Below are 17970 nucleotides of genomic sequence, written 5' to 3' on the forward strand. Positions count from 1 at the left end.
TCGTTTTTGGTTATTCTCTATTTTAGGATAGTTGTATATCGTTTACCAGTTAGGGTTGTTCAGCCAACCGTTCAGGTCTGCTTCGGTCTGGGGTATCGCCAGTAAATTGTGTTTGTCTGCCCGGTAGCCATAGGGTGCCAGCACGGTCGCTGCTTTGTTGGTCCGGATCAGATCCCAGAAACGCAGGCCTTCCAATGCCAGCTCGACGCGGCGCTCATGCAGAATGATCTCGTTCAGCGCGTCGGCGTTGGTTTCCGTGATATCCGGGAGTATACCCGGGTTTTCTCCGCGGGCGCGCGCACGTACTTCGTTGAGGTAGTCGAGCGCATCTTCCGGCTTGCCGTTTTTATTCAATGCCTCCGCCGCCATCAGCAGTACGTCGGCATAACGAACCAGGCGCCGATTGTGCCCGAACTGATCGGGCACCCGCGTGCCGGGTGTCCATACCTTTTGATTATAACACTCCTTCTCCTGAATGCCGTTGGGAAACCCGGGATATACCAGGTTGTTGGTGTAGCTGTCGGGGGTGTCGGTATCGCCGACGATCTTGATACCATCCTGCCACTCGCCGACGTCGAGTATGGTCGAATCCAAACGCGGGTCGCCGGGCTCAAACGCGTTGATCAGGTCGAACGAAGGACGGTTAAAGCCCCAGCCCCGATTGGGAATACCGCGTACGCCCTGTACGTTGCCATACTGGTTGCCACCCACGGGCAGGCCCTCCTGCCGGATGGCGCCGACTTCAAAGACGGACTCGACACCCTGCTCGCCCGCTTCACTGTGTGCCAGACCGAACGAAGCCGCCAGCTCATATTGATGGGAGTTGATCACCGCCATGGCCGCAACCTCTGCCTGCGGAAAATTACCGCGCCACAAATAATAGCGCGCCAGCAACGCATTGGCTGTGCCGACCGTCACGCGCCCCAGGTCATTGGCCGACCAGCGGTCGTCATTCCGTTCCCACAGGTTGTCGCGGGCAAACGTAAAGTCTTCTTCGATCAGCGCATAGATCTCCGATGCCGGCGATCGGGGCAGCCCGATCGGCGCGACCACTGTTGTGATCTTGGGAACGTCGCCCCAGGCACGCACCAGGTCTAAGTAAAAGAAGCCGCGCAGCAACCGCGCTTCGGCCACGTAGCGCGTACGCAAGCCTTCGTCCATGACAATAGTAGGCACATTCTCGATCACAACGTTGGCGCGCTTGACACCCTGGTACAAGGTGGAGTACCAGTTCTTGATGGAGGTCTCGGTACCGATGTGCGTAAAGTTGTCATACGGGCCGACGATCGCGCGCTGGTCGGTCAGGTTGCTGCCCTTGTGAGCATCGTCGGACATAATGTCGAGTATGGGGTATAATCCAAAATTATACTCGGGCACACGCAGTGTGCCGTAAATAGCATTGACAGCCTGCTCGGCATCCGAGGCGCTCGTCGGAAAGTTGGACGACACCAGCTTGCCTTGCGGCGGCTTGTCCAGGAAATCGCTGCAGCTGAACGGAATGGCTACCAGCACAATGATCATTACCTGGTAGCACAAGACTAGTAGTATATTTTTCATACCTATCGCTTCTTAAAATGTCAGGTTCAAACCACAGGAATAGATGCTCACGACGGGGTACGTACCGCGATCGACTTTGTTATCGAGCGGATTTTCGTTGGCGATCTCGGGCGAGAAGCCCGTAAAACTTTTTGCCGTGAAGACATTGGTGCCGCGTATATATACCCGCGCCGTCTTTACAGCCAGCCGGTCTGTTACGGACCTGGGCACGGTATAACCCAACGTGACGTTGCGCAGCCGGAAAAAGTCGGCGCTTTGCACAAAACGCGATGACGGCAGGAAATTCACGCCGCCTTCCGAGGGACGAGGCTCGCTGTTGCTCGTACCTTCGCCACGCCAGTAATCCATTACGTGGGACTCAAAATTATAGAGGTCGGGACGGACCGTTTCTTTATAGTTCATGATCGAAGCCCCCGACTCACCCTGAAAGTCGATCGCAAGATCGAAGCCTTTGAAGTCCAGGCCCAGGCTGATGCCGTAGAGCAGCGTCGGGATCGGCGACCCGAGGGATGTCCGGTCGTTGTCGTCCAGCTCATTATCGTTGGTGATATTGACAAAGCGTACGTCACCCACCCCGACGTTATCCATGTGCGGGTAAGCATTGAGCTCGCCCTGGTTCTGGAACAGACCATCCACCTGGTAACCATAAAAGCTGCCGATGGGCTCTCCTACCACACTGCGGGTAATCGAGTTGGGACCAAGCAGCTCCCCGGACACGCTGCCGCCGCCCTGTATCTTCAAGACTTCGTTGTGAATGGTCGTACCGACGGCACCTACCCGGTAGCCCAGGCCGTTGCCAAGCTTACTCTCCCAATTCAGGTTGAACTCAACGCCCCGGTTCCGGATCTCGCCGGCGTTGAACGTGATCTGTGCGCCCGAGCCGTTACCGAGATAACCCGGTACTTCCAGCGGGATCAGAATGTCGGACGTTACACGCCGGTAATAATCGAGCTCGACTTTCAACCGGTTGTTTAAGAAGCCCGCTTCGATGCCGGCATCTGTCTGCGTAGTCGTTTCCCATTTCAACTCGGGGTTACCCGTAATGCCGTAAGTAGCACCGGAGAAAAGCCGATCGCCCTGGCCGAACACCGCGTTGACACCGTTGTCTACCAGCGAGTATATCTTGAGGTATTCGATCTTTTCGTTGCCCGTCTTACCCCAGCTGGCACGCACCTTTAAGTTGTCCAGGAACGTGACATCCTGCAGAAAAGGTTCTTCGATAATATTCCAGCCCACAGCTACCGAGGGGAAATCGGCATAGCGATTGACTTCCGTGAACTTGGACGATCCGTCACGGCGGAACGTAGCCGTAAACAGGTATCTGCCTTTATAGGTATAGTTCGCACGGGCCAGGTACGAGATCATGGAGTAGTTGTACTTCGGGTCCGCGCCATTGACATCTTTTTCGCTGTCGATGATCGTGATGGGGCTGCCCTGATTGAAATACCAGAAGTCCTCATCGTCGCGCAGGATATTCTGCGACTGCAGGCGCAAAAATTCCGACGTCGTATTCTGCATCGTAAAGCCTACCAACGCATCCACATGGTGGTCGCTGAAGTTCTTCGAGAAGTTCAGCGTGTTCTCCCACAGCACGGTGGCCTGATCTTCGAATTTCTTTATCAGCAGGTTTTGCGAACGTTGTTGCTGCGGCGACACAAAGAATACCGGGGTGAACGCGCGGTTCTTAAAATACTTGGCATCTACCCCCAGGCTGGTGCGAAACGTGAAGGCATTGTCGAGGAAATTCACCTCGCCGAACAAGTTGCCCACACCGCGAATGCCGCGGTCGCTGTTGTTGGTATACTCTATATCCGCCAGGGGGTTGCCGACGTTGGGCACAGCGTTGAAATTCCCGTTGGCATCGCGCGGGGTCACCACCGGCAAGGCCCGGTACGTGGCAAAAACGGCGTTGCCGCCGGTGGTCTGCTGCTTGTAGGGAGTAAGCGTAAAGTTATTGCCAAAGCGAATGTTCTTGCTCAGGTGAAAAGTGTTGTTGAGCTTCAGTGTGATGCGTTCGTAACTGGACTTCCCGACAATACCGTCCTGCTTAAAATAGCCGAGGCCGATATAGTATTGGATCTTCGGCGACGCACCGGCCGCGGAAAATTGATAGTTCTGGATCGGTGCGGTTTTAAAAACCTCGTCCTGCCAGTCGGTATTCGGCACAGCATCGACGTTGTTATAGGAACCCGGCTCAAACTGGTTGACATACGTGGCAAAGTCGCGGCCGTTGAGCATGTCGATCTTATTCTGGAACTGCTGTACACTGTATTCGGCCGATAGGCTGATCGTGGGATATTCCTGCCCTTGTACGCCACGCTTGGTAGTGATCAGGATTACGCCGTTGGCACCCCGGGCACCGTAGATGGCCGTGGACGACGCGTCTTTCAACACTTCCATCGACTCGATGTCGCCGGCGTTGAGAAAGTCGATATCCTGAACGATAACGCCGTCCACCACATAGATGGGCGACGAGTCGTTAAACGTCCCCTGCCCGCGGATGCGGACGACGGGCGCTGCACCCGGCGCACCGGTCGAGCTGGACACCTGCACGCCGGCTACCTTGCCTTGCAACGCTTGCATGGGCGACACAGCCGGCACTTTGGTCAGGTCCGCCCCGCGTACCGACGACACGGCACCCGTCAGGTCCGACTTCTTCACCACCCCGTAACCGATCACAACTACATCGCTCAGCGTTGTAAAATCGACTTCGAGCGCCGCGTCCACGACCGTCTGAGTGCCCACCACAACCGACTGGGTCTTGTACCCCACGAAGGTGAACGTAAGCGTCGTTTCTTCCGGCCCGACGTCCAACGAGTAGCGCCCCTCCACATCGGTGGCGGTGCCACGGCTCGTTCCCTGAACAAGAACATTGACTCCGGGCAGCGGGCTGCCGTCAGACGCATCCGTCACCTGGCCGGTAATGGTCCGGGGCTGCGCCCAGGCCGGCACTGCTAACACACAGATAATCAACAGCGTAAGGATTCTTTGCATACTTCATTTCGCAAAACAGATGTTGGTCTAGGGGGCTGTTCGCGGTAGTGAAGTTTGCATTTGGCAAGAGAAACCAGGAATTATTTCGTGGAAATGAGATCAAAACAACGTTTCCACAATCGGTTTAACATGGGGCTTTTTTCCAGAAGAAAAACATCGTTTCAAACGATTTCAGGAACCTTGAGCATAACTGTTGGCAGGGTTTTATCAGATTAAAAACATAACATGGAAAATGGCTCGAGAAAGCACAGTTCCGCCACTTTTGGCAGCTGGGGTATGGCACTGGCTGCGGATACTAGACGCTGGTTGCCAACGGCCGGCGTTTCTCAGGGGCCGCCGTTTGGTCTATAATAACTTCCTGCCACCGCGACGCATGTGGTCGCCGGCCCCGCGATTCCAGCTCCAGCAGGCGCTCGATCACTTTGTGTTTAAATCCCCACAACGTGTTCACCCGCAGATCCAGTTGGGTGGCGAGAGCCTCCAGGGTGTAGTCCTTATTACCGACTACAGCCAGGTAGGCAATGTAAAAGGCCTTTTCTACCGGGAATTTGATGCTATGAAAAATGGTGTAGGCGGTAATGGACTCATTGTAACCACAGCGGGTACAGCGGCGGGCAAACTTCTGACTGCCGTCAAAATACTTTTCATTGCCACACTTCCGGCAGTGGAAACCCTCCTGCCATTTTAGGCTTTCCAGGAAACGGTAGCACGCCAGTGTATCCGGATATAACGTTTTGAACTGCCCGTAATCCATGGTTTTTTCCAGGAGCCGCTCGTTCAACGCTTCTTTCAGGCTGTTCTTGAGCTTCCAGTTGTCGAGGTCCAGCAACGAATTGATCTGGTTGATCTCGTACGACTGCCGCTCGAGCTTGATGTTGGTCTCTTCCAACTGCCGGTTCTTTTCGTGCAGTTCGAGCGTACGCTCCTGCACCTTCCCCTCCAGCTCGCGCGTCACCTTGTCTTTCAGCTGCATGTTGACTTCGTGCTGGTGAATGATGCGCCGCAGCGCACGGTCGCGCATGTCTTTTAAGATCCGGATGCGATCGCCCATGGCAAAGGTCAGCAGCAGCATCTCCACCACAAAGCTGAAGTGCAGGCTGTAATGCAGGGGCGTTGTAAAGGGCAGGATATTAAAGTAGACCAGCGCCCGGATAAAAAAGCCAAAAAATAAGATCCCGTAGGCCAATACAAAGAACCGCGCCGGACGGTAGCCTTTGTTCCAGACGGTAATGCCGGTATAAAAGATAAGCGACAACGGCACGATCTCGATGTCGCGATAGGTAAGCAGGTGCGGCAGAAATACGAACTCTACCACAAACCACGCCGAGCGCAGCCCGATCATCCAGACCAGCCAGCGGTCGAGCCGGGGCGCATGGGAATGCGTACTCAAAAAACGCCGCGTAAAGACCAGACTCCACAAAATGACGGAATACAACGTAATGCCCACGGCATAATCGTTCCACTCCGGGTGCGAAGGCCACAGGTATTGAAATCCCACGCCGTCGTAGCTCATGGCGTAGGCCGCTACGCTGAGAATGTATAAAATGTAATAAATGTTTTTGATCTCCTTGATGGCCAGGTATACCAGGAAGTTATACAGGCTGATGATCAGGATCATGCCGTAGAACGTGCCGAACAAAAAATATTCGTTCAGCGCATAGTAGATAAACCGGTCCGCCGAGCGAACACCGATGCGCAGGTCGGCAAAGGCATGCGACTGCACGCGGAAATAATAATACATCATCGTGTCGGCCTTTACATCCAGCACGATCTCGAAGTTCTTGTGACGCAGCGGCCGCTGGCGGAACGGCTGTTTGTCACCCATCACCACGTTTTGATACGAACCGTCCAGCTGCGGCACATAGGCTTCGATGTAGTCTATGGTCTGGTCGTAGAATTCCAACATCCATACCTTGCGGCTATGAGCATGATGCCGGATCGGCAGCCTGATCCAATACGAAGCATCGGGCACAAAATCTTTGTTCTGATACGCGGGATGCTGCTGAAAGCGATTGGAAAAGCCGTGCGACGATATTTGCCAGAAAGAGAGCGAGTTGGTCGCGTCTCGGTAAAAGGTCAGCTCGTAGGGCATAAAGTTCCGCTCGGGAATACTGTCGTTCAGCACAAACGTATCTTGCGCCGCCAGTCCCCCCGCCGCCATGACCAGTATCAACACTGCCACCCACCGCATCATATTGCTTCTATTTTTCGTCTAACCATCCTCCCGTAAACCCGGCCTTTTTCAGGCCCGCCCGGATATAGGGGCTCTTCTTCATGATCTTCCACAAAAGCTCCGAACGGTAATTCTCGAGCTGTAGCACGATCGGCCCCTGGTCAATGCCCAGATAATCTTTATCAAACCAGCCCACAGTGCCATTCTCGTACACAATGCTCTGGTTAAACGCGTCCTTGAAACCATAGCGGTCGTATACCTTGGTGCCAAAGCGCCGCTTCATGTTCTGCAGGGCCGGTATGCAGATCTCCGGCGCAAAGGCCAGCGAGCCGCCGGCCGCGGTCGGCGCGATGGTGCCGTCATCCTGCAGGTAAAACTGCGATGCGCCCCGTGCATTGTATCCCTGAAATGCCACGTTGGGATTCTGTTTGCCGTCGTTGCCCGGACCGTCGCACGCGGTAAGACCCCACGTATTTTCATCGTAACCGACAAACGCAGCGGCGTTGTTGATGCAATAGGCACGGTTGGCATACGTGGCGCGTTTGGAGTTTTCAAAGTAATCGATTCCTTTCTCACGCATATAGGCATCCTGTATACCGCGGAAGTCGATATACATGTGTGAATATTGATGGCCGAACAACGGACCGAAGTTTACAAACTCCTGACCCTGGTATTTTGTCCACTGATAGGTGTCCGTCCACGCCTTCCAGCTTTCGGCGGGGATGGTGTGGGTGGGCGAGCCCAGCGCCAGGATGTACAGGATCATACCTTCGTTATAGCCACGCCAGGTCGCCTCGATAAACCCGCGCTCGGGGTGCCACCCCATGCTCATAACATCTTTGTCTTGCATGGCCCAGTCCCACTCCACCGCCCGGTACAACGTATCGGCCAGCGCACGGATGTGCGTTTCGGTCGTATCGCCGCCATCAAAGTACGCCTGCGCGGAAAGGATACCGGCCATCAGCAGCCCGGTATCGATGGTAGACAGCTCTACCTGCTGAAACCGCAGGCCCGTCTTCATATCGATAAAGTGGTAAAAGAATCCTTTGTAGCCGGCTACACCTTGTGCAGCTTCCCCCTTGGGCAGGCCTTGTAAGAATCTCAATGTACGCAGCGTACGCTCGGCGGCCTGCACGCGCGTGATATACCCGCGCTCGACACCGGCCAGGTACGCCGACAGTCCAAACCCGGTCGCGGCAATGCTCGAAAAACTTTCGCTGGGCCACCGGTCGGGTACCTGTCCATTTTCTGCGTTGGCAGTCTCCCAGAAGAACGAGAAGGTTTGATGCGAGAGCGAGTCGAGAAAAGGCGTTGCGGTGGTGGTATCGCCGGCGGGCTGTTTCGGCACACACGCCCAGCATACCGCCAGGAGTAGCCATACAGCGGCCGTTCTTCGAAATAAGGTCATAACACGACAGGGTTGTTGTAGTCAAGGAAAGATCGGACTAAAAGCGGATATTGCCAAACCACAAAAAAAGCCTCGCCGTACAAGTACGACGAGGCCTCCCCAAAACGTTACTATATATTAAAATCGTACCGTCATGCTCACCAGGAAGTTGGCGGTTTTCTGCGGACGTACGTAAAAGCCATCGCTCACCCAGTATTTTTTACCGGCAACGTTGTTGGCCTTGAACGACAGGCGGTATTTGGGCGTGTTGTAAAACAACGTTGCGTCCAGCACCGTATACTCCGGCAGCGTAAACCGGTTTATATTATCGGCAAATACATCCGACACGTACATGACCCCACCGGCCGCACCCAGCCCTTTTACAGCGCCTTTCAATAAAGTATAGCTTAGCCAAATGTTGCCGACATGCTCCGGGGTGCCCAGCGCCCGTTTACCGACGATCGTCGCATCGGCTTTCGTAAACGAATTGTCGTTATAGCCATAACCGCTCACCAGGTTGAACCCCGGCAGCGGGTTGGCAATGATCTCGACTTCTACACCTTTACTCTCCTGCGTGCCGTCTTGCACAGTAAACGCGCGGCCGTCAACAAGCTCCTGCCGCGTGGTCTTCGTCACTTCGATGTTGTAGTAGCTGGCCGTCGCGCCCAGCTTGCCTCCCAGGAGGTCCAGTTTTATACCACCTTCTGCCTGGTTGGCCTGCTGCGGTTTAAAGTTGCTCACCGTACCGTCGGGCTGCGAAACGCTCGCCACATTCTTGAAGCCGTTCATGTAATTGCCGAACAGCGATACCTGGCCGGGCACGACCTGATACACCACACCAAACTTCGGCGACACCGCCGATTGGCCATAATCGCCCGTAGTCTGCTGCGTCAGATTATTCTTCGTGCCTTTGCCGGTAAACCGGTCTACCCGCAGACTGGCCATCACCAGCAGGTTTTCGGTAACATTCAGCACATCTGAAAAGTAAGCGCCGTACGTGTACTGCTTCGTGTGGTTTTGAGGGGTAGTAGACGCCGCCACCGTGTTATCCACTTGCTCTACATACACCGGCGCAACAGTGCCGCGAGGGTCCACAACATCCAGCGCCACGGCGGTATATTTCAGGTCGCGGTATTGATCCATGAAGTCCAATCCCACCACCAGGCGGTTGCGCATGTTGCCGATCATAAAATCGCCGGTAAAGTTTTGCTGAAGATGCTTACGGCCGAGCTTGTCCGGAGTATGAACACCGACAGTGCGCGCAACCGTAGTGTCCGACGTCCAGTTCATGTAAAAGATATACATATTGTTATAACCGCCGGTGGCCCAGGCATAGTTGGTAGTGGACGTCCAGTGCTCAGACAGCTTGTATTCGGCCTGCATAAAAATATTGTTCGAATACATCTTGGCAACGAACGAATTGTCGATCAGCGATCGCTCGTGGTTGATCTTCAACTTATCGTAGGAATTCACATTCGTGGCGCCGCCGATGCTCCAGCCGGTACTGGCGGTGCCGCTGAAATTCTGTAAGTCGGCATCCAGCCGCACAACGAGCCGGTCGCTTACCCGGTACGACAGGCTGGGTGCGATCATAAACGTCGTGCCGTGGCCCTGATCCTGAAAAGTATTCTCTTTTTGATACGCCATGTTCACCCGGAACAAGAGGCTGGAGTCGGCATTTACGGGCGCGTTAAAATCGGCCGTCAGCCGGCTGAGGTCGTAGCTGCCCTGGGTGTATGACACCTCGCCGCCCAGGTGGTCGAAAGGTTTCTTGGTCACATAGTTCACCAGGCCGCCGAAGGAGATCATCGACGCGCCAAACAACGTCGACGCCGGCCCCTTGATCGTCTCGACACGCTCTACGGTAGCCAGGTCGATGGTGGTCCGGATGTACGTGGCCATGCCGTTGCGCAGGTTGTCGCTGGTCTGGAAACCGCGCGAGAAAAAAGCGGGAATGCCGGCGCCCGTCTTCGCCGGCGCAGCACCCGGCACGTTGCGAAACGATTCGTCGAGGGTAAGCGACATCTGTTCGCGGATCAGCTCCTTGTCTACGACGTTATATACCTGCGGATTCTCCATGTACTTGAGCGGAAGACGAGCCACGTTGTTGCTCTCCTTGCGCGAAGTAATGGTATACTTATCACCGACGATCACGACTTCGTTCAGGGCCAGCGCACTGGCCGCCAACGTCAGGTCTGCTGTTGCCGTTTCGCCCGCGGCGACAGTGACTTGCTGTACGCGCGGCTCCTGTCCGGTAAACGTAACCGTCAGGGTATAAGCGCCCGGTGCAAGGTTGCTGAAATGGTACAGACCGTCTTTGTCTACGCGGGTAGCCTTCCCTCCGCTCAATACTACCGTAGCATATTCAGCCGGTTGCCCGTCGCTGGTGGTTACTTTCCCTTTGATGGCGCCGCCTGTCTGCGCCAGTACGCCGGCAGTTGTAAAAAGAAAAAGCCCGGCGAGCGCTGTCCATAAACAAAAGCGCCGTCCCGGGCCGGATAAAGATCGTATCATAACACAGTGTTAGTTTTCGCCGCGAATATAGGCAGCGACAAAAACTATCCGGTTTGTCAAGGTGTTATTCCCGTCATTTTACCCTCTTCAGAGCAGTCGGCTTCAAGAACACCTACCCGCCGCAGGGTATAACACCGGATACTACCGTGCTTTCAGATCTTGATTCAAAGTATATACCTTTCCTGTCTCCGTTTGCAGCGTCACCGTTTTATCACCGTACCGCACCTGGCAGGGTCCCCCTGATCTTGACAGCAACGTCACTTCTTGTAGCGCACCGTTGGCCCATGTCATGGAGACCTCAAACCCGCCGCGCGCACAAAGTCCGCGTACATGGCCCGCGGGCCACGCCTTCGGCAACGCTGGCAACAATGTCAGGAAGCCGTCGTGGCTTTGCAGCAGCATTTCAGCAATACCCGCAGGCGCGCCAAAGTTGCCGTCGATCTGGAAAGGCGGATGATTGTCGAACAGGTTCGGTAACGTCGATTTCTTGAACAACGCCACCAGGTTTTCGTGCGCGGCTTCGCCGTCGCCTAAACGCGCAAAGAAATTGACGATCCACGCACGGCTCCAGCCGGTATGACCGCCACCGTGCGCCAGCCGGTGATCGATGGTTTTACGCGCCGCGGTGAAAAGCTCCGGCTGCTTCCGGGTGATCTCTTTGCCGGGGTGCAGGCCGTAGAGATGCGATATATGGCGGTGTCCGGGCTCCGGCTCCTGGAATGCTTCCGTCCACTCGAGTATACGTCCATCGGCGCCGATCTGCGTCGGCGACAGGTTGGCCAGGATCTTTTCAAGCTTCCTGCCAAACGCCTGATCCTGCTGTAATACGCGTTGCGCCAGCAGCGTGCTCGTGAGCAGGTCGCGGATGATCATGTGGTCCATGGTCGGCCCCATCACCATCGTGGCCCGCTTACCGTCGGGGGTTTGAAATGTATTCTCGGGCGAGATCGACGGCCCCGATACCAGCTTGCCGGTAGCAGGATCCTCCACCAGCCACTGCGCGCAAAACGCCGCGGATTCCTTCAGGATGGGATAGTATTGTTGCAGGAACGCTTTGTCGCCGGTGAACGCATAGTGCTCCCACACGTGCTGCGCGCACCACGCCATGCCCATGGGCCACATGGCCCAGCTGGGGTAACCATACGGCGCAGTGAACAGCCACGGGTCGGTTGTAAAATGTGCCACCGTACCGTCGATGCCGTACATAGCCTTGGCGGTCTTGCGTGCATCGGGGCGCAACCGGTCGAGGAACGTAATAAAGGGTAAATGCAGCTCCGACAGGTTGGCCACTTCCGCCAGCCAGTAATTCATCTGGATGTTAATGTTGATATGATAGTCGGCGCTCCACGGCGGCGTCAGGCCGTCGGCCCAGATGCCCTGCAGGTTGGCGGGTAGCCCGCCCGGGCGCGAGCTGCTGATCAGCAAATAGCGGCCGAACTGAAAATATAATGCCGCCAGGTGCGGGTCATCATTTCCGTGCTGCAACGCCGACACACGCGCATCCGTCGGAAAGTACACCGCATTCGTTACGCCCAGGTCGAGCGCTACGCGGTTGAAGAAAGATTGATAGTCTTGTACATGGGCACGCTTCAACGCATCATAGCGCTTGCCCGCCGCGGCCGTCAATTGCCGCTGCGTGGTAGCCCGTGCATCGCCTCCGTTATAGTCGGTGGCCATGGCCACCAGCACGGTGACGGCATCCGCCTTTTCCAGGGCGAGGTGGGTGCCCCCCGCGGTCAGCGTGCCCCCCTCGGGTATAACGCGCAGGTGTGTCACCAGCTTTACGCCGACGCCTCCACCGGTGTGCTCCTGTAAGACGATCTCGCTGCCCGATGCCGTTACCGTAGCGCTACTACCGGGACGGGTAAGCGCAAACTGCAACGATAGGGCACCGGGCCGGTCGGCCGTAAGCCGCACGACCACCACCTGGTCTGGCGCGCTCGAAAATATCTCACGGGTATAGGCAATACCGCCTTGCCGGTATTGCACGCTGGCAACGGCCGTCTCGAGGTCGAGCGCCCGCTCATAGCCTTCGGGCTCGCCGTCTTGCGCGGGAAATGTCAACCACAGGTCGCCGGCGGTCTGATAGCTGCTGTTCACCGTCTTGTTGCCCATCATCTTATCGATGGCCATTTGTTGGGCCTCCACATACTTACCGGCAAACAACAGCTTCCGGATGGCAGGCAGTGCGGCGCGTGCGCCGGGGTTGATAAAGTCTTCGGGCTTGCCGGTCCACACGCTCTCTTCGTTCAACTGCAGCCGCTCCGACTGCACGTTGCCAAAGACCATCGCCCCTACCCGGCCGTTGCCTACCGGCAGCGCTTCGTTCCAGTTTGCGGCCGGCTTGTTGAACCATAATTTCCAGTTGGCAGCCGGCGCCTGTGCTGCGGTCTGTGCCACCACGCCCAGCCACAGTGTGACCAGTACCAACCCGGTGCGCGTATACATGCTTGTCATCATCATCAAAAAATTCTTAGGACGTTTTGCGCAGCAACCGCATCGTTAATACCGGAAACGGATTTCCCAACGAGTCGACCGGCGCCCGGTGAAAGGTACGAAAGCCCATGTGTTCGTAAAAGCCCACCGCTTGCTCGTTCTGCTCGTTGACGTCTACTTCGTAGATCCCTAATGTTTCGATGGCATAGCGCAACAACTGCCGGCCTGTACCCCGGCCGCGCGCATCGGGATGTATAAAAAGCATCTCCAGCCGCGTGCCCGCCACACCGGCAAAGCCAAGTATAGTGCCGGCCGCGTCGCGTATGCAGCGCAGGTTTACATCCTGCAGGTAACTGTGTTGTACCAGGGGCCGGAAGAATTGAATGTGTGCCTCGGTCAGAAAGTGGTGTGTCGCGCGCACGGACGCCTCCCAGACATCGGTTATCGCCGCGTAGTCGTCGGGCGAGACTGTTTCGATGGCATAGTGGATCATAGAAAGGGATATTAACGAATAAAGACAGACTGTTTGTTCAACGCGTCGACCAACCAGTAGGGATTGATCTGGTCCAGGTCGGCAGGCAACGCATCGGGCTGAAAGAACCGCCACGCGCGTGTTTCGGCATTGGTAAAAGATGTATCCGGCTCGTCGATCAACCTTACCTCGAAGTAGGAGGTGATATACTGCACACGGTGGTCGGTATGATCGTACGTGGCAAAAGCGGGCATAGAATATACTCCAATAAGCCGTAGGATCTCGGCGGCCGCGTTGATCTCCTCGCGGATCTCGCGCAAGATAGCGTCCTCCACGGTTTCACCAAATTCAACATGGCCGGATATGATGCACCACTTGCCCGTGTCACGCCGCTGCTGCAGCAGCACATGGCCCTGGTCATTAAATATGGCCGCCGATACGGCTGGCAGGATATTCTGTTCACGTGACATGGCTGTGCGAAGGTGGAGCCAAATCTTCAGGAATCCAAACGTTGGCGGGCCTTGAGCGCGGCACGCAAAAGTTTACTGACTTTGGCCACCGGCACATCCCGTGTGGGATCAAGTAACAGGATCTTCATACGCGCCCGTTTTTCTTCCAGCAGATCGGGGTGTTCCAGCATATGCCCATCCACAAAGCCGACGTACGGTTGTTTGTATTTTTTATGCACCCACAGGTAGCAGAACATCTTGTCTCGGTAGCAATAAAACGGCATGCGATATTTCCAGGCCTCCGTAATACCGGCATCGAGCTGCAAAATATGCTCGCGCAAAAAGATCATACAGCTTTTTGTAGGCTCGGACTGCTCGGCAAAGTAAAGATCGATCGGGCGCATCGATACAATATGCTCAAAAAAATGCTAACGGCAAACGCCCCGAAAAAGGGCAGCAACGTGGCGTTGCCGGAGTGTGTCGCACAACATTCCGTCCGGAACTACCACGCGCTGCTTTGCCTTACCCCTAAGGCAAAAACCTAAACCTAAACTAAGACCTAACTGAATAAATGTCTTTTTAAGACCTCTTCGATCTCTTTGTAGAACAGCTTCTCATTCCCTTCCGCCAGTGCCGCGCTGCCCGTGTTATAAAAGTCGTCGATGACCGGTTTATACCATACGGTGTTTACCGGAGCGATCAGCATCTGCTTCAAATCTTTCTTAATGAACTCGACGCTGGTCTTATTCAATTCCATAATGCGAAACTGCTCGGAAAGATAGATAACCAGGTTTCGTTCATCCAGGAAGTCCTTGATCAGATCGTTACGCAACTTGCGGATGACGTCTATGATGTCGACTGCGTCGTGGCGTAACGTGGTATCTTCCATGGTCGTTTGTTGTTTCATCGTGCGGGGGTTAAAAAATGGTTATAGCGGAAGGGACTATTGTTGAAAAAAGAAATGCTGCCCTTTCTCAAAGGTATGCTGACGCAACAACCGCGCACTGATCGTAGCATCGATCTCGCGGTAAAACAAGGCATTGTCCAACGTGGTAAAATCGTTGTTCAGCACGGCCTGGATCATCGGATGGTATAGCACCGGGTCGATGCCGTCGTTCTTCAGCAGGTCCAGACTGTTACGGATCTTTTCCAGCTGCCCGGCCGTGGCCTTGGAGGAAAACTTATAATCGATATAGGTAGCCAGTCCGCCGTGGATCAGTTTATTCACCAGCGTAGCACGGTGCTGTTGCAGGATGGGCTTTAATTGCCCGGGGATCAGATCGGGATTCCAATCGTCAATTTTTTTGATGCCGTTTGCCGTTTTCACCATTTTCATAACGCAATCGTTTAGCGTGATACAAACGTACTTAAACTAATTTTATTAGTAAATAAAAATCTAATTTAAATTGGTAATAGCGGTTCTGAGCGAAAAAACGCAGATATGATGCGTCCCGGACGGACACATGTGTGTTCAAAGAACGCGTCTTTTTTTGCGTTATTCTTCTAAGGAATTGGCGGTCAGTACGGTATTACGGATGACCTCGTCCAGCTTCTGCGCGGTCGCTTCCAGCATGGAAATGATGCGAATGTTCTCTTCGCTCAACGTTGATTTTTCGATGATGCTGGTCAGCCCCAGAATCGTGGCAACGGGCTGTCGTGTATAGTGCGATTGCACCCAGGAAATGTGTTTCAATAATTCGTTCTGCCGCTCGATCTGCAGCAGGTGGCGCTTCCGCTCGTCGATGTCCGTCACCGTCAGCGTGGCCCCAATGATGCGCTCCTGGTAGTACACCGGCGCATACTCAGCGCGTAGCCACCGCGATGTGTCCGGCAGTTGTACCTTGCGCTCGGTCACGACCGACTCGCCCGTCAGCGCCCGGTCAAAATCATTCTTAAACGCGTCAAACAGGTAACGCCCCGCGACACGCCCGTCGTGCAACGTGTAGTCGAGTATATTCATACCCGTCTGCAGCGCGCGTCCGTACAACGCCTGACTTTCATCACCCGCCTTCTTGTTGAAGAACAAGATGCTATAGTCGGGTGCCACCAGGATGACCGTAGACTGCGTGCTGTCGAGCACGGCTTGCAGGATCTGCCGCGACAACACCAGCTCTTTATGGATGGCCTGCAGCTCGGTCACCTGCTTGGTAACCTCGCCTTCCAGGCTTTTGTTCTGGTCGGTAACATACGTCAACAGATCGTTCTTGTAAATGAGACCCGTGAGTGCACCCTCTTCCATGACGGCCAACACCTCGGTATGCGTTTCCTGCATCACACGCAACGCTTCTTCTATGCCACAGTCCGGCGACAACGACGGCCGCACCGTCAGACAGTCGATCACGAGTGTGTGATAGTGCTGTACCACGTCCTGCGGTGTCAGCACCCCGATGGGTTGTTCGTTCTCATCCTGCACGACCAGGGCCGCCTGTTGCACCAGGTGGTCTTTGATCGCGCGTGTTCCGCTATAGGCGGGAACCACCTCGTACTGATGCTGGATGAAACGGGCTATCGTCATCAGAACTCCTGTTCGATGTTGGAGTAGGAGATCGTGACGCGAAAATCAACCTTCAGCAGCTCCCCCTCCGATACAAAGGGAAAGACCTTGTCGTCGAGTATATCGATGATCTTCTCTTTCGGCATCTTCGATAAGATGCGTTTGTTGACAAAGACCGCCTCGACCGACGGATGCCCCACTTCGACAAGCTCGAAGCCGTTGGGTACGAGCATATCGAACGACTTCGATATACCCATCTTACCGTGCTGAGAGTTTTTCCCCAGGATAAGGATCTCCTGGAAGGGTGGCAACTTGATTTCTTCGAACGAAAGATCGATGGAGTATTTTAATCCATTCCCTTTGACCATAGACTGACTTTTGCGTTAGCGCGGGCCTAATATACATTTATAATGGACATCTGTATAGGATTTAGGAAACGAGGTATCAAAAAATTATGGCCGCTGAACCCTATCGGTGACGTTAGGAAGAATGTCTATGGATGGAGACGGGTAAGTATCCGGAGCAATTCGTGCGCATCCGGGAGCACGGGGTATAAGAAAACAGGGATACCGTCGATATAAATATCCTTGCGTAAGTCCTTTATATAGTGCATGCTATGCGAAGCTTCGGGGGCGGGATGGATCACGATCACATCCGGTATGCGCAGGGCCAGCAGCTGCCGCAAGTGGAAAAGATCGGGCGCAATCGCTACGGCAGCACACACCGGCACACGCTCCAGCATGTCTTGCGCGCTTTGTGCTCGGGCAGGATCATCACACAGTAAAATGACATACTTGCGAAGCGAAGCCATCGGGGATGCTGGTCTACAAAAAGTGGCTAAAGTTAACCCATCTCCCGAAATTAACGAACCGGTGTGTCCGGGAATCGATACCGGTCATGCCGACCAGGATATAATTTGTCTGATTATTCAAAATAATAGTTTGACTTTCGCGTGAAATACACCTTTTTTGTGGCCATGTACCGTTTATGTTTTGTTAATGCGTTGACAATCAATATCTAGCCTGTAACACAGAAGATTATGAACCTTTCCGGCGCCGATACGACCCATGTTCTGCTGGCAGAAGACGACAACGAGGATTACTATATATTCTCGCTGGCGATCCAGCAGGTGCCCCTCACGGTGCTCCTGACACGGGCCGAGAACGGCGAGCTGCTGATGAAGCTCCTCGACGAAAAAGTACCCGATATACTCTTCCTCGACATGCTCATGCCTTGTAAAGATGGGCAGCAATGCCTGCGGGAAATACGGGCAAACAAAAAATACGACTCGCTGCCGGTCATTGTGTATTCGTCGCTCGACGACCTGCGCACGATCGAGTTCTGTTACCGCGAGGGCTCGAATCTATACGCCATCAAGCCGTCATCGTTTGATGAGCTTAAAACCATTCTCGAACGCATCCTGACCATCGACTGGAAGAAGGTGATGTATTTCCCCACTTTATCGGACTTCGTCCTCAATCCCCACTAAGACAT

At 54.7% G+C, this 17970-nt stretch carries 15 protein-coding genes; 1 reads left to right on the forward strand and 14 read right to left on the reverse strand.

What is annotated here, in order from left to right:
* Positions 1–42: 42 nt before the first annotated feature.
* The 14 genes from KK078_RS04535 to KK078_RS04600 all read right to left on the reverse strand — a co-directional run bounded on the left by KK078_RS04535 (position 43) and on the right by KK078_RS04600 (position 17287).
* On the reverse strand, positions 43–1557 hold the full coding sequence (locus KK078_RS04535; RefSeq protein WP_254089062.1) for a RagB/SusD family nutrient uptake outer membrane protein: 1515 nt from the start codon (positions 1555–1557) through the stop codon (positions 43–45).
* 12 nt (positions 1558–1569) lie between these two features.
* A complete protein-coding gene (locus KK078_RS04540) occupies positions 1570–4551 on the reverse strand; it encodes a SusC/RagA family TonB-linked outer membrane protein (protein WP_254089063.1) in 2982 nt (993 codons plus the stop codon).
* Between the two features lie 295 nt (positions 4552–4846).
* The gene (locus KK078_RS04545; protein ID WP_254089064.1) at positions 4847–6745 is read right to left on the reverse strand and encodes a 7TM diverse intracellular signaling domain-containing protein; all 1899 of its coding nucleotides are present in this window, start codon (positions 6743–6745) and stop codon (positions 4847–4849) included.
* A gap of 7 nt (positions 6746–6752) precedes the next feature.
* Positions 6753–8132: a glucoamylase family protein gene (locus KK078_RS04550; protein ID WP_254089065.1), complete on the reverse strand. Its 1380-nt coding sequence runs from the start codon at positions 8130–8132 to the stop codon at positions 6753–6755.
* A gap of 117 nt (positions 8133–8249) precedes the next feature.
* The gene (locus KK078_RS04555; RefSeq protein WP_254089066.1) at positions 8250–10625 is read right to left on the reverse strand and encodes a TonB-dependent receptor; all 2376 of its coding nucleotides are present in this window, start codon (positions 10623–10625) and stop codon (positions 8250–8252) included.
* Positions 10626–10766: 141 nt separating this feature from the next.
* Positions 10767–13088 (reverse strand): glycoside hydrolase family 95 protein, encoded by a 2322-nt coding sequence (locus KK078_RS04560; protein ID WP_254089067.1) that lies wholly within the window; start codon positions 13086–13088, stop codon positions 10767–10769.
* A gap of 10 nt (positions 13089–13098) precedes the next feature.
* Positions 13099–13554: a GNAT family N-acetyltransferase gene (locus tag KK078_RS04565; RefSeq protein WP_254089068.1), complete on the reverse strand. Its 456-nt coding sequence runs from the start codon at positions 13552–13554 to the stop codon at positions 13099–13101.
* Between the two features lie 11 nt (positions 13555–13565).
* A complete protein-coding gene (locus tag KK078_RS04570) occupies positions 13566–14003 on the reverse strand; it encodes an NUDIX domain-containing protein (protein ID WP_254089069.1) in 438 nt (145 codons plus the stop codon).
* 26 nt (positions 14004–14029) lie between these two features.
* Positions 14030–14332 carry a DUF1801 domain-containing protein gene (locus KK078_RS04575; protein WP_254089070.1) on the reverse strand — a complete coding sequence of 101 codons (303 nt, stop codon included), beginning with the start codon at positions 14330–14332 and terminating at the stop codon, positions 14030–14032.
* 209 nt (positions 14333–14541) lie between these two features.
* On the reverse strand, positions 14542–14889 hold the full coding sequence (locus KK078_RS04580; RefSeq protein WP_254089071.1) for a hypothetical protein: 348 nt from the start codon (positions 14887–14889) through the stop codon (positions 14542–14544).
* A 36-nt stretch (positions 14890–14925) separates the two neighbouring features.
* On the reverse strand, positions 14926–15318 hold the full coding sequence (locus tag KK078_RS04585) for a hypothetical protein (RefSeq protein WP_254089072.1): 393 nt from the start codon (positions 15316–15318) through the stop codon (positions 14926–14928).
* A gap of 159 nt (positions 15319–15477) precedes the next feature.
* The gene (locus KK078_RS04590) at positions 15478–16497 is read right to left on the reverse strand and encodes a CBS domain-containing protein (RefSeq protein ID WP_254089073.1); all 1020 of its coding nucleotides are present in this window, start codon (positions 16495–16497) and stop codon (positions 15478–15480) included.
* Positions 16497–16844, reverse strand: a complete 348-nt coding sequence (locus KK078_RS04595; protein ID WP_254089074.1) for a hypothetical protein — start codon at positions 16842–16844, stop codon at positions 16497–16499. Before KK078_RS04595 ends, KK078_RS04590 begins: the two co-directional genes overlap by 1 nt.
* 125 nt (positions 16845–16969) lie before the next feature.
* On the reverse strand, positions 16970–17287 hold the full coding sequence (locus KK078_RS04600) for a hypothetical protein (protein WP_254089075.1): 318 nt from the start codon (positions 17285–17287) through the stop codon (positions 16970–16972).
* A gap of 228 nt (positions 17288–17515) precedes the next feature.
* On the opposite strand from KK078_RS04600, the gene KK078_RS04605 reads away from it, so the two are divergent.
* Positions 17516–17965 carry a response regulator gene (locus KK078_RS04605; protein WP_254089076.1) on the forward strand — a complete coding sequence of 150 codons (450 nt, stop codon included), beginning with the start codon at positions 17516–17518 and terminating at the stop codon, positions 17963–17965.
* Positions 17966–17970 lie beyond the last annotated feature (5 nt).

It is taken from the genome of Dawidia soli (genome assembly GCF_018598185.1).
GTDB lineage: Bacteria > Bacteroidota > Bacteroidia > Cytophagales > Cyclobacteriaceae > Ohtaekwangia > Ohtaekwangia soli.